Source organism: Clostridium neuense, from assembly GCF_045310695.1.
Classification (GTDB): domain Bacteria; phylum Bacillota; class Clostridia; order Clostridiales; family Clostridiaceae; genus Clostridium_S; species Clostridium_S neuense.
Map to the genome: position 1 here is coordinate 191,483 of NZ_JBJIAA010000001.1, position 13,327 is coordinate 204,809.

Sequence of the window (13,327 nt, forward strand, 5' to 3'; positions counted from 1 at the left end):
TTCCAATGAAACTTACTAAGAAAATCCCTACCGTAATAATACTACTCATAGTATCCTCAATGATGATAACTTCATTATTTACTTATTATGAAACAAATAATATAATGATAAATCAGATTAATTCTGAAATGTATTTAACAGAGAATAGTGGAAGTAATACAATTCAAGTCATGATAGAAAAAGAAAAAACCGAAATACAAAAACTTGCACAAAGTAAAGCTGTAATTGAGCTTGCATTAAAAAGGCAAAATGATGGAAAATCAGAAGATTTTAAAAACCTAGTAGCAGAAAGTAATAAAAATTTAAAGGCTTATATAGACAATTCTAATTATATTGAACATACTTTTATAGTAGATTTAAATTCAGTAATTTATTCTGACAGTTCAGTAAATACTCTAGGTAAAAATATTTCTGATAGAACCTATTGTAAGAATGCCCTTGCCGGGAACGATGCTGTAAGCGAAACTTTAATTTCAAAGGATTCGAAAGCCCAAGTAGTGGTATTTGCAAGTCCAATTAAATATAACGGACAAACACTTGGTTTTATAGCTTCTGGATTATATGCAAAAAGTTTTTCAAAATATTTAAAAAATATGAAACTACCAGATTTAAATACAAGCTATGCTTATTTAGTTGATGAAAAGGGAAATATGATCTATCACCCTACTCAATCGAAAATTGGTAAACCTGTTGAAAATGATGTTATTAAAAATGTTGTTGCTTCAATAAAAAAGGGTAATACCATAAAACCTGCTTCAATAGAATACAATTTTAATGGTACGAAAAAGCTCTCCTACTATGGTGAAATTCCAAGTACCCATTGGACAATAGTGATTTCCGTTGACAAAAACGATGTTACAAAATCTATATCTAAGCTAATTTTTATAATATTCGTCATTGCTTTAATAGTTACAATCCTTGCTGCAATTATTGGAGTCATTTTATCTAAAACTATTACTAATCCTATATCAAAATTAAAGGACTTAGTGAACAAAACCTCCAAGCTTGAACTCGATCATGATTCTAACTATGACCACTTAATGAAACTTAATAACGAAGTTGGCGATATAGCAAATTCAATATGGAATATGAGAAAGGTATTGAAGGATGTGGTAATGCTTTTAAAAAACACATCAGCAGCTTTAAATTCAAATGCAGAATTAGTAAACAAGCTATCCTTTGAATTAAAAGGCTTTGCTGAGGAAACTGGAGCAGAAACTGAAACTCTTTCAGCTGGTATGGAGGAAACCGCTGCATCTTCTGAAGAAGTATCTGCTTCTTCCACTGAAATTAAGGATGCTATTAATTCAATGGCTGTTAAGGCAAATGATGGTTCACTTGAGGCAGCAAATATATCAAAACGTGCAAACAATTTAATGAACGTATCCATTAGTTCCAATACAAATACTAAAAACCTTTATGAAAATGTAAGAAAAAATCTTGAGCAAGCAATAAATGATTCTTCTTCTGTTTACAAGATTAATGAATTAACAAAATCTATTTTAGAAATTACTGAGCAAACTAATTTACTTTCATTGAATGCTGCCATAGAAGCTGCTAGGGCTGGCGAAGCTGGAAAAGGATTTGCGGTAGTAGCAGATGAAGTAAGAAAGCTTGCAGAAGAGTCTTCTGAAACTACGAAAAAAATAGAGAGCATTGTAACTTTAGTTGTTAACTCTGTAAATAATCTCAGTGAACACTCTCAAAAGCTCCTTAATTTTATTGATAAGGATGTACTTAAAAATTATGAAGATTTTATACAAACCGCAAAGCAATATGATAATGATGCAGACACTGTTAACAGCCTTATGCTAGATTTTAGTGCGATTTCTGAAGAGCTGAATGCTTCAATTACTGGAATATCTTCAGCTATAAACAATGTAGCCAAAACTGCTAGTGATGGTGCTTATGGCTTATCAAATATTTCAGAAAAGAATACTTCAATAACTCAAAGGCTTAAAGATATTTCAAAATCTGCCGAAGAGAACAAGGAAAATGCCAACAAGTTAAATGAAATAATAGAAAAATTTAAACTATAAAAAAATGCGAAGTAACAATACTTCGCATTATAACATAGATAAAAAATATTTATGAAAATCGAGATTATCTGTAAGTTCAGGATGGAAAGAAGTCACAAGAATATTCTTGTATTCAGCAGCTACTACATTATTTTTTATCTCGCATAAATTCTTAACCTCTTTACCTAAACGTGTAACAAAAGGAGCTCTTATAAACACTAGTGGAAGCTTTTTATTTGAAACCTTTGGAATTATAACTTCCTCTCTAAAGCTATCAATTTGACTGCCGTAGGCATTTCTTCTGACTGTTATATCAATGGCATTTAAATAACTTTTTTCCAAACCTTCTATATCCTTTGCAAGAAGTATCATTCCTGCACATGTTCCCCATACTGGCATTCCTTCTGATATTTTAGTCTTTAGTGGCTCAAGTAGCTTCGAAAAATCTAAGAATTTACCCATAGTAGTACTTTCTCCCCCGGGAATTATAAGACCATCTATTTCAGATAAATCTAAAACCTTTTTCACCCTAATTGCTGAACAATTTAAGGCTTCTATATGGTGAATATGCTCCTCTATCCCACCTTGAAACGCTAGTACACCAATTTTCATTTTACCAGCCTCTTTCTGCATATCTGTCTTTTATATCACTTATATCAATTCCAGACATTGGCTCACCTAAATTCTCCGAGACTTCTTCCAGTACTTTAGGATCATTATAGTAAGTGGTAGCTAAAACTATAGCTTTCGCTCTCTTCTCTGGATTCTGTGATTTAAATATTCCAGAGCCAACAAAAACTCCTTCGGAACCTAACTGCATCATTAAAGCTGCATCGGCTGGAGTTGCTATTCCGCCAGCCGCAAAATTTACAACTGGAAGCTTGCCATTCTTCCATACATACTGCACTAAATCATATGGTGCTTCAAGTTCCTTTGAAAATGTCATGAGTTCTTGCTCTGAGGAATTCTTTATTTTTCTCATTTGCTCCATAACCGTTCTCATATGTTTTACTGCTTCAACTACATTTCCAGTTCCAGCCTCACCTTTCGTCCTTATCATGGCTGCACCTTCACCAATTCTTCTAAGTGCTTCCCCTAAATTTCTAGCTCCACATACAAATGGAACTTTAAAATCATGTTTATTGATGTGATATGCATCATCAGCAGGAGTAAGTACTTCACTCTCATCTATAAAATCTATTCCTAATTCCTGCAGTATTTGAGCTTCAACAAAATGACCAATTCTAACCTTTGCCATAACTGGTATAGTTACTGCTTCTTTTATTTCCTTTATCATTTTAGGATCTGACATTCTAGCAACTCCACCATTTTTTCTAATGTCAGATGGAACTCTTTCTAATGCCATAACAGCACAGGCACCAGCTTTTTCTGCAATTATAGCTTGTTCCTTATTAACTACATCCATTATTACTCCGCCCTTTAACATCTGAGCTAAATTTTTGTTTAATTCAAGTCTCTCCATAAAAACAAATCACTCTCCATCTTAATATAGATAAACAAGCTGAAAGTTTAAAATAGCTGATGTTAAAACTTTACAAGTAATATTTTGGACGCTAATCAGTTGACAATGGACAGAGGACAATTGACAGTTAATGATGGTTTATCTTTCGCTTCTCTCAGATAAATCTTTAATTATAACTAATGATGCTTAGCTTTGCTAAGCGAGAAAAATAGGCAATTTTTAAAAATTGGCGTCAGCATTAAGTTTAAGACTTTCTATAGTAAAACGAAAGAAAGTCAACCTTAACTGTCACCTGTCAATTGTCCATTGTCAACTGATATATGTTCATATAACCAACATGTTCCAAAATAGAATTCAGCTAATTTTAATATTCCAAGTTGTCTATCTATATATAAATTTTATATTAAGATACCTCAATAAAAAATAAGCGCTATAATGCAATTATACATATAGCGCTTACTTTTTAAAAATGTATGGGTACAATTATAGCTAGACAATATGAACGAGATTTTACAACATAAATAATGAACTAATGAAAATTAATAATACTTTTGAATAATCAATTATAAAAATTCTTACTACATAAAATTTCCCACCCAAAATTCCGTAGGCACGGAGGAATTTTTTCCTTGCACCACCGTGGGAGGCGAAGTAACAATGCTGAAGGAACGATTTAAAAAAATCCTAATAAATCTTGGTTCAAAAATGATAAAATACTTAGATATTTCAATTGTCTGAGCATCCTTTCAGCGAGTTATTGAAATATCTTAGGATTTTATCATTTTTGAACCTTGGATTTACAGGATTTTTTTAACGCGACGAAGCATTGTTACTTCGCCATCTCTTTTAGTAAATTTGCCATTTCAATTGCTGTAACAGCAGCATCAAAGCCTTTATTACCTGATTTTGTGCCTGCTCTCTCAACTGCTTGCTCTATACTATCAGTTGTAAGCACGCCAAATATAACAGGACATTCTGTTTTAAGAGAGGCCTGAGCCACACCTTTTGATGCTTCAGCTGCTACAAAATCAAAATGTGGAGTTGCTCCTCTTATAACAGCACCTAGGCATATTACAGCATCATATTTTTTAGAAGCAGCCATTTTTTGAGCCACTAATGGAATTTCAAAAGCTCCTGGAACCCATGCCATTTCAATATTTTCCTCTTTGCAACCATGCCTTTTTAATGCATCCAAAGCACCTGATATAAGCTTTGACACTATAAATTCATTGAATCTACCAGCCACTATACCAAATTTTAAATCTTCACTTATAAGTTTTCCTTCATATATTTTCATAATTCTTAATCTCCTTTAATATTTATTTTTAGATTTCTAATAAATGTCCCATTTTCTCTTTTTTAGTTTTAAGATAGAATTTATTTTCCTTGAAATGTTCCGTATTGATAGGCACCCTTTCTACAACGTCAATTCCATATTTGGCCAATCCCTCTATTTTTTTAGGATTGTTTGTAATTAATTTGACTTTTCTTATACCAAGATCTCTAAGCATTTCAGCGGCACTTCCATAATCCCTCATATCTGCTGGAAAACCGAGGGCCAAATTTGCTTCCACAGTATCCATTCCTTTTTCTTGAAGCGAATAGGCTTTAAGCTTGTTTAATAAACCTATATCTCTTCCTTCTTGATCCATGTACAGCACTACTCCTCTACCAGCTTGTTCAATTGTTTTAAGTGCTTTAGCTAATTGATTTCCACAATCACATTTTAAAGACCCCAGTACATCTCCAGTTAGACATTTTGAATGTATTCTAACCAAAACGTCATCTCCGTCAGAAACCTCTCCCTTTATTATTGCTAAATTTTCTTTTCCATTTACAGTATTTTTATAGCCTACAACCTTAAATTCACCATACTTAGTTGGAAGCTTAGCTTCTGCTTCCCTTTTTACAAAGCATTCTGTCCTTTTTCTATATTCAATAAGCTTTTCTACAGTTATAATTTTAATATTATGTTCTCTGGAAAATTCAATGAGCTGTGGAAGTCTCGCCATATGACCATCTTCATTCATGATTTCACAGCATACTCCAACCCCTGTTTTAAAACCAGCAAGCTTAACAATATCTACTGTAGCTTCAGTATGCCCATTCCTATCTAACACGCCATTTTTTCTTGCGCGTAGTGGAAATGTATGTCCAGGTCTTAAAAAATCTTCTGGCTTTGAATTTTCATCTGCAAGCTTGTTAACCGTATATGCCCTTTCAAAAGCAGAAATTCCTGTTGTCGTTCCAACTGCATCTACAGTTACTCCAAATGCTGTTCCAAAATATTCGGTGTTTTTCTCAACCATTTGACCTATACTCAGTCTATCAATTGACGCTTTATCCATAGGTGTGCATATTAAACCTCTTGCATATTTTGCAATAAAATTTAGTGCTTCTCCAGTAACCTTTTCTCCCGCCATTACAAGGTCACCTTCATTTTCTCTATCCTCATCATCAACAACTATAATCATTTTTCCTGATCTTATATCCTCAATTGCTTCTTCTATAGAATTAAATTTAAAATCCATTTTTATACCTCCTACATAAACCCATTTTGTTTTAAAAAGTTTTCCGTAATCACACTTTTTTTACCAATACTCTGTATATTCATAAAATTTTGAACATACTTGCCTATAATATCGCACTCTATATTTAGAAGCTCTCCTTCTTTTTTTTCTGTTAAAGTAGTTTTTTCTTGAGTATGTGGTATTAAATAAAATTTAAAGTAATCCGCTCCAATCTCTCCACAGGTCAAGCTTACACCATCCACAGCTACAGATCCCTTATAAATTAGTTCACTTGCAAGTTCAGCATCTACCTTAACTATAAATTCAACTGCTATATCATCTCTTCTAATTTTATGAATAACACCTACGCCATCTACATGACCTGTTACTATATGCCCTCCAAATCTATTTCCTAGGGCCATTGCTCTTTCAAGATTAACTCTACTTCCTATTTTTAAATTCTTTAGGCTAGTAACTTTCTTTGTCTCTGGCATTACATCGAATTCACCGTTTTCTATAGATGTAATAGTAAGACATACTCCATTAACGCAAACGCTATCTCCAAGAGTTATACTTTTCATTATCTTAGAAGCCTTGATTCCTAGTTTTATTGAGCGAGCTCCTTCTCTAACCGCTTTAACTTCTCCAATTTCTTCTATTAAACCTGTAAACAAATGCTCACTCCTCCTTTATATAACCTTCTATTAAAATATCCTGCTCTATGTTTGTTAATTTTATATCAGATATTCTTACAGCTTGATCTAAGGATTTTATTCCCTCACCGCCGACGGTAGTTTTAGCCTTTTCACCGCCAAGCATTATAGGAGATATAAAACACATAACTTTATCTACAATCTTTTCTCTAATACAAGAAAAATTCAAAGTACTTCCACCCTCAAGTAAAATGCTATCTATATTGAGTTCTCCAAGCCTATTCATAAAATAACCTAAATCAACCTTTTCGTCCTTTAAAGGTGTTTTAATTATTAAAACTCCCATGCTCTCTAATTGCTTTATCTTATCCTTATTAGCCTTTTCTGTTACTCCAATAATAATTTTTCTATCCTTTAAGGTTTCTAATATTCTAGAATTTAAGGGCATTTTAAGCTTTGAATCTAGAATTATAGCTATTGGGCTTTTACACTCTTCCCCTTCTAATCTTGTTGTAAGCAGAGGGTCATCTGCAATAATAGTTCCTATTCCAACCATTATACCCATAACACTATTTCTTAAATAATGCACACATTTTCTAGATGCCTCTGAACTTATCCACTTTGATTCACCTGTAACTGTTGATATCTTACCATCCAGTGTTGCTGCTGTTTTCATAATTACATAAGGTCTTCTAGTTGTTATAAACTTAACAAATATTTCGTTTAATTTTAGAGCCTCTTTCTCCAAGACACCACTTATAACTTCTATTCCATTTTGCTTAAGTATTTCAATTCCTTTTCCACTAACTAATGGGTTAGGATCCTTCATAGCAATTATTACTCTCTTTACCCCTGCTTTAACTAATGCAAGAGCACAGGGAGGTGTCTTTCCAAAATGTGAACAAGGTTCCAAAGTAACATATATATCTGCACCAGCTGATTTCTCTCCTGCCATTTTTAATGCATTCACTTCTGCATGATTTCCTCCAAAATATTCATGGTATCCTTCTCCAACTATTTCACCATTCTTTAGTATAACTGCTCCAACCATTGGATTTGGATTTACATGACCTCTTCCATTTTCAGCAAGTTTAAGTGCTCTTTTCATAAAAAAATCGTTAATATAAATCACCTTCCTAAAGATAAGCAATCTTGGAACTTTAAAATAAAACCTTTCAGCTTGCTCATCTAAATACCTTAAATATGTTTTCACTTCAACCGGACTATGATTTGTGCGCACAAAAAAGTCCCTAAAATCATCTTTCAGGGACTTAAATCCAAAAAAATACGTGACAAAAACACATACTTTCCTTCTTTCATCCAGACTTTAACTGTCGGCCCCGGAATTTAACCGGATCTGCCAAAATGGCTTGCGGGCTTTACCGCCGATCGGGAATTTCACCCAACCCTGAAGGATAACCTCTATTTAATTTATTTTCAGTCTATCATTATAATGTAATTATGTCAATATATTGCTACTTTATATCTTGAAAATTTTTATTCCACTTGTCAACATATGTTCCCGTTGCCCATTGAGACATAACCACTTGAGCCTTTTCATCAATAGGTATAATTTTTTGAACTTTCCCTATTGTATCATTGTCAATACTTACTATTTTAATATCGTTGCTTTCTACTACAAGCATAAAATTATTATTTAAGGATGTATATGCATCCAAAGCACCTGGAAACTTATCCTGAATATTTTTAAATGGAATAAGTAGATTATCATAAGTAGTTAATATTTTAGGAGTTTCTACATTTACACTAAAATTTTCATTTGCAACTCTTCCTCTTAATATCCATTTTCCCTTGTACCTTATAATTCCCCAATTAGTTTCAAGTTCATCCTTATCAAGCTTATAATTGGGCTTACCAATCTTTCCTAGATATTCCTCTGCATTCTTGCTTAATAAGCCGTCACTATTAGGCCCTATTATCTTTGAAAAAGCAATACTATTGCCATAAATATTATCTAGTGGCAACACCGAAAGATAAGATTTTGCTACATATTTACCATCGCTGTTTGATTTTAAATCATTACTCTCCAATGATATATACTCATTCCCAACAAAATTTATTTTATAATCAATATCATTTTGTTGAGGTTTGTGTATTGTCCTTACTATATTATTTGTAGCAGTATTCAAAGTTCCGGTCCAAATTTGATCTCTAGCATAAACGCCATTTTCATTTATCTTATCAACCCCAATTACCATAAATCCATTTTTTCTTGGAACTATTAGATTATTTATTTCCTTTGATTGAAATTGATTTTGTCCTTTGCCGTATATCCAAAGCGTCTTATATTCATAGCCATTATCAGTTTGACATCTAAGTCCCATAAGAACACCATTCTGCATTTCTGTTTTTCTCTTATAGTCTTCCTTATTTTTACTATATTCAAATTCCTTTTGTTTATTTTGAACGACTCCATTTTTCTTTAAGAAGAAAAACACACCTTGATAATTTTTTAATATATAATTATCATTAATTTGTATATATTCATCATAAAATGAATTTCTAGAAGAAATAGTTATAACCTTTACATCTTTTTCATTTATTCCAACTTCAGATGCTTTAATTTTAAAATTAGATAAAAAATATTTTTCTGCATCCACTATTTTTATTTTATAATTAGGCCTTTTACAAATATCATTGTTAAATTTGGCTTCAACATTAGTAAAAGTAGCCTTTTCACCTATAAAAGCTTTAATTTTTTCATCTGTTAAATCTGTTTGCCCTGCTATCTGGAACTTAGAGACTGTCCACACACCATATAATGGTACCTTTGTATTCCTAGTAGGTGCAATTCTAACATTAAAGTATAAATTCATATTCTTGTAAAGAATAAAGGCTATAATAATTACAAAAATAAAAATTATAGAATTAATCTTTTTCAAAATCATCACCTTTTTCTATAATATGGGTATTGTTATGCGGACTTCCGTTCCATTTCCAGGTTCACTGAAAATTTCAATTTTACCATTATGAAGTTCTACTATTTCCTTACAAATTGACAGTCCTATACCATTACTTGATTTACTACTTTTTCCTTTAAAAAACTTTTCTGTGACCCTTGGCAAATCACTTTCTGGTATACCAATTCCAGAGTCTTTTACAGTCATAATCAAATTTCCATTTTCACTTTTAACTTTAAGTTCAACTGTACCATTTTCTTCAGTAAATTTAAAGGCATTATCAAGAACATTTATTAAAACCTGTTTTATTCTATTTTCATCAACAAGCACAATAGGTATATTGTCATCCATTGTAACCACAAACTTTATATTACTTCTTAAAGCTTTAAGTGACATCTGTTTTTGTATATATAAAATTGTATTAACAATATTAACATCATTTCTTTTTAGAACTATTTTTCCTGAAATAAATTTTGAAAAATCCAAAAGTTCTTCTACAAGCTTTGATAATCTATCACTTTCAGCTTCTATTATATTGAGTCCAGAAATTATTTCTTCCTTGTCATCTAAATTTCCTGTTCGTATTGTGGATGCCCAACCTTTTATAGATGTTAATGGTGTTCTAAGTTCATGAGATACAGATGCCATAAATTCATTCTTTAACTTGTCATTTTTTAATATTTCATCAGCCATAACATTTATAGTATCAGATAGCTCACCTATTTCATCATCTCTCTTTTTTACTATTCTCTCATTAAAGTTTCCAGATGAAATTTTCTTTGCCATTTCTGTAATCTCTCTTAAAGGTCTAACTATAGAGTTAGATAAAAACATACTTGACATTCCACCAATTGCAATTATAGAAATCCCTATTAATATAAGAACAAAACTTATTTTTATTATTGTCATATCCACATCTTCTACAGAGGTTATAAACCTCAATACACCTTCTATTTTTCCCTTTGATTTTAGTGGATAAGATATACAGAGTACTTTTTCCTTAGAGTTTTTATCCCATGCTATAACCTTCCCAGCTTCTCCATGAAGCGCCTTTTTTACATCTTTACTTTTTACTTTTGTTTCTACAAAGTTTCCAATTGAATCCATAAGCATATTGCCAGAATTATCTATTATCTGTACTTCAGCATGAGTATTATTCCAAAACACATCGGCATTATTTTGAACATTTTCTTTAAGTGTATTTGTAGATAAGTATGTATCATAGAAATTAGCTGAAACTCTTATCTGATTTAGAAGAAGGTTTTCAATATTATTATAATAATATTTATCAACTGCAATAATAAAGAAAAGTTCAAAGCTTACTACAGTAACAACTATTATAAAAAGGTAGCTTCCTAGTAGTCTAGCTCTTATTCCCTTCAAGCTTATTGCTCCTTTCTCCATCTATAGCCTATTCCCCAAACAGTTTCAATATACTTAGGATTAGATGAATCATCTTCTATCTTCTCTCTAAGCCTTCTTATATTAACGTCAACTATTTTTGTATCTCCAAGATAACTGTATCCCCAAACTTGATCCAAAAGCTCTGCACGACTCAAAGCTTTCCCGGAGTTTTCTATAAACATCTTAACAAGTGAGTATTCTTTTGGAGTCAAATCAAGCTCTTTATCACTCTTATATACTTTTCTTGCCAAATTATCAACCTTAAAAACACCCGAAACTAAAATATTATCATTATTCTTAGATTCATTATCCATACGCCTTAAAATAGCATTTACCCTTGCTATAAGTTCAAGGGGATTAAAAGGTTTTACCATATAATCGTCAGCACCAAATTCAAGTCCCATGATTTTATCCATATCTTGACTTCTGGCAGTAAGTATTATTATCCCGATGTCATGAAACTTTTTTCTAAGAATTTCACAAGTTTTAAAGCCATCAATTCCAGGTAGCATAACATCTAATATAACAATATCTGGCTTTTCAATAGATGCTTTTTCAATTCCTTCTTCTCCCGATTCTGCTTCAATAACAGTAAAATTATTTCTTTTAAAGTTTATCTTAATAAATCCTCTTATGGATGCTTCATCCTCAACTATCAATACTTTTTTTTCCATAATTCACCTCTAACTAGCAATAAAAAAATCATTTTCTTCAAAAAATTACACAAATTCAATGTAATTATACCACACTTTAATTTCAAACTTATTTAAGACTTAATTATTGTAATCTTTTTGTAACTTATATATAAATATTTATTAATACGTTAACAAAATATACATTGAATAATAAAAATGCATGTGATAACTTATAAATATACTACATACAATATTTAAATTAACTAGATTTTCATTTGTAGCTTTATCGGTTACTAACTCATGTAGTTTAGCTGAATAAATACAAGGGGTGATTTTACTTTGAATAAATTAAAAGATTATTTTAAAGGTTCTTATGGAATAGATAAATTCTCGAAATACTTATATGGTATAGGAGCTATTCTCCTGCTTACTAAATACACTGCTGTTATAGGCTTAGCATTAATAATTTTTAGTACAATAAGGAGTATTTCTAAAAACAGTTATAGTCGCCAAAAAGAGCTTCAAGGCTTTGAAAGATTTTTAAATACTTTGAAATATAAAATGCGTAATTTAAAACCAAGTATAGGGCACTCAAGTCAATATAAAGTATTCAAATGTCCAAATTGTTCACAAAAATTAAGAGTACCCAAACACCAAGGAAAAATAGTTATTACTTGCAAAAAATGCGGAACAGAATTTAAGAAAAGAACGTAGTAAAACAATAGTAATCAATTTATAGTCCTAAAATTCTACAGTTAGGCAGTGCATTTTCCAAAATTTTTTGTTCAGAATCGCTTAAACCATTTACAATTAATTCTTTCAAGTTTTTCAATTGTTTTAATGCACTTATGTCACTAATTTGAGTATTATCTAAATTAAGAGCTTCTAAATTATCTAGTTCCTTTAATACACTTAAATCTTTTATTGGTGAATTTACTAAATAGAGTTCCTCTAAGTTTTTTAATCCCTTTAATGCACTTATATCACTTACTTTAGTATTACTTAAATCAAGAACCTCTAAATTATATAAATTTTTTAATGGGGTTATATCACTTATGTTTGTATTTTCTAATGTAAGTTCCTCTAAACTTGTCAATTCTTTTAATGAACTTATATCCTTCACCTTAGTATTGCTAAGATTAAGGTCTTCTAAATTAACAAACTCATCTATTCCACTAATATCTTCTACATCAATCCCACCAGCATCAAATTCAGTTAATTTATCAACATCACTTTTTAATATTTCTTCATTAGGCTTCTTAAGATAATTCTTTACCGAATCCTGAAAAACTTTATCTTTAAAAATTACTGCATCCTTATTTTCAGGTTCAACACTAAAGTTTACAAAAGCTGCTTGTTTTATACTTTTATTATTTTTATCGTGTACTTTGTTATTTACAGTAAGCTGATACTTCTCACCTAACAAATATCCCCAAGTTGGATATTCTACAATTATACTTTTATTATCTTTTCCTAATTCTAATTGTACATCCACCTTATTGCCTTTACTATCCGTCACTACAATTCCTTGTTTTGATAAATCATCAAATGCAACTTCTCTATTAAAATGAATTGTCCAATTTTTATATTCATCTACCACAAAATTATTTGTAGTTTCAGCTGCTTTTACATTTTGCGGAATAAGTAATGCTAAACTAATACAAGTTACAGCTAATATTTTTCTAATCACTGTACACCCATCC

The 13,327-nt window shown here is 31.2% G+C and carries 12 protein-coding genes and 1 riboswitch; of the genes, 2 read left to right on the forward strand and 10 right to left on the reverse strand.

The genetic code is table 11. The annotated features are described in order from the left end of the window. The first annotated feature begins 5 nt into the window (after window positions 1-5). Window positions 6-2,039: a methyl-accepting chemotaxis protein gene (locus ACJDT4_RS00860; RefSeq protein ID WP_406785635.1), complete on the forward strand. Its 2,034-nt coding sequence runs from the start codon at window positions 6-8 to the stop codon at window positions 2,037-2,039. Window positions 2,040-2,066: 27 nt separating this feature from the next. On the opposite strand, the gene pdxT is transcribed toward ACJDT4_RS00860, so the two are convergent. The 9 genes from pdxT to ACJDT4_RS00905 all read right to left on the reverse strand — a co-directional run bounded on the left by pdxT (window position 2,067) and on the right by ACJDT4_RS00905 (window position 11,663). Next, window positions 2,067-2,630 (reverse strand): pyridoxal 5'-phosphate synthase glutaminase subunit PdxT, encoded by a 564-nt coding sequence (gene pdxT, locus ACJDT4_RS00865; RefSeq protein WP_406785636.1) that lies wholly within the window; start codon window positions 2,628-2,630, stop codon window positions 2,067-2,069. Window position 2,631: 1 nt separating this feature from the next. Next, a complete protein-coding gene (gene pdxS, locus ACJDT4_RS00870) occupies window positions 2,632-3,501 on the reverse strand; it encodes a pyridoxal 5'-phosphate synthase lyase subunit PdxS (protein WP_406785637.1) in 870 nt (289 codons plus the stop codon). Between the two features lie 829 nt (window positions 3,502-4,330). Next, window positions 4,331-4,798, reverse strand: coding sequence for a 6,7-dimethyl-8-ribityllumazine synthase (gene ribH / locus ACJDT4_RS00875; RefSeq protein ID WP_406785638.1), 468 nt, complete (start codon window positions 4,796-4,798; stop codon window positions 4,331-4,333). A 28-nt stretch (window positions 4,799-4,826) separates the two neighbouring features. Beyond that, the gene (locus ACJDT4_RS00880) at window positions 4,827-6,032 is read right to left on the reverse strand and encodes a bifunctional 3,4-dihydroxy-2-butanone-4-phosphate synthase/GTP cyclohydrolase II (RefSeq protein ID WP_406785639.1); all 1,206 of its coding nucleotides are present in this window, start codon (window positions 6,030-6,032) and stop codon (window positions 4,827-4,829) included. Window positions 6,033-6,043: 11 nt separating this feature from the next. Then, entirely contained in the window at window positions 6,044-6,685 is a 642-nt protein-coding gene (locus tag ACJDT4_RS00885) for a riboflavin synthase (RefSeq protein ID WP_406785640.1), read from the reverse strand. 4 nt (window positions 6,686-6,689) lie between these two features. Continuing rightward, a complete protein-coding gene (gene ribD, locus ACJDT4_RS00890; RefSeq protein ID WP_406785913.1) occupies window positions 6,690-7,772 on the reverse strand; it encodes a bifunctional diaminohydroxyphosphoribosylaminopyrimidine deaminase/5-amino-6-(5-phosphoribosylamino)uracil reductase RibD in 1,083 nt (360 codons plus the stop codon). Between the two features lie 196 nt (window positions 7,773-7,968). After that, window positions 7,969-8,084, reverse strand: a riboswitch (FMN riboswitch). 55 nt (window positions 8,085-8,139) lie between these two features. Further along, window positions 8,140-9,567 (reverse strand): hypothetical protein, encoded by a 1,428-nt coding sequence (locus tag ACJDT4_RS00895; protein ID WP_406785641.1) that lies wholly within the window; start codon window positions 9,565-9,567, stop codon window positions 8,140-8,142. Window positions 9,568-9,582: 15 nt separating this feature from the next. After that, window positions 9,583-10,974 (reverse strand): sensor histidine kinase, encoded by a 1,392-nt coding sequence (locus ACJDT4_RS00900; protein WP_406785914.1) that lies wholly within the window; start codon window positions 10,972-10,974, stop codon window positions 9,583-9,585. Continuing rightward, window positions 10,971-11,663, reverse strand: coding sequence for a response regulator transcription factor (locus tag ACJDT4_RS00905; protein WP_406785642.1), 693 nt, complete (start codon window positions 11,661-11,663; stop codon window positions 10,971-10,973). Before ACJDT4_RS00905 ends, ACJDT4_RS00900 begins: the two co-directional genes overlap by 4 nt. 300 nt (window positions 11,664-11,963) lie before the next feature. On the opposite strand from ACJDT4_RS00905, the gene ACJDT4_RS00910 reads away from it, so the two are divergent. Continuing rightward, window positions 11,964-12,338 (forward strand): hypothetical protein, encoded by a 375-nt coding sequence (locus ACJDT4_RS00910; RefSeq protein WP_406785643.1) that lies wholly within the window; start codon window positions 11,964-11,966, stop codon window positions 12,336-12,338. A gap of 19 nt (window positions 12,339-12,357) precedes the next feature. On the opposite strand, the gene ACJDT4_RS00915 is transcribed toward ACJDT4_RS00910, so the two are convergent. Next, on the reverse strand, window positions 12,358-13,314 hold the full coding sequence (locus ACJDT4_RS00915) for a leucine-rich repeat domain-containing protein (RefSeq protein WP_406785644.1): 957 nt from the start codon (window positions 13,312-13,314) through the stop codon (window positions 12,358-12,360). Window positions 13,315-13,327: the final 13 nt, after the last annotated feature.

Coding starts and splice junctions, on each gene's coding strand:
- ACJDT4_RS00860 (WP_406785635.1), top strand. CDS start 6: ATGAAACTTACTAAGAAAATCCCTACCGTAATAATACTACTCATAGTA.
- pdxT (WP_406785636.1), bottom strand. CDS start 2,630: ATGAAAATTGGTGTACTAGCGTTTCAAGGTGGGATAGAGGAGCATATT.
- pdxS (WP_406785637.1), bottom strand. CDS start 3,501: ATGGAGAGACTTGAATTAAACAAAAATTTAGCTCAGATGTTAAAGGGC.
- ribH (WP_406785638.1), bottom strand. CDS start 4,798: ATGAAAATATATGAAGGAAAACTTATAAGTGAAGATTTAAAATTTGGT.
- ACJDT4_RS00880 (WP_406785639.1), bottom strand. CDS start 6,032: ATGGATTTTAAATTTAATTCTATAGAAGAAGCAATTGAGGATATAAGA.
- ribD (WP_406785913.1), bottom strand. CDS start 7,772: ATGAAAAGAGCACTTAAACTTGCTGAAAATGGAAGAGGTCATGTAAAT.
- ACJDT4_RS00905 (WP_406785642.1), bottom strand. CDS start 11,663: ATGGAAAAAAAAGTATTGATAGTTGAGGATGAAGCATCCATAAGAGGA.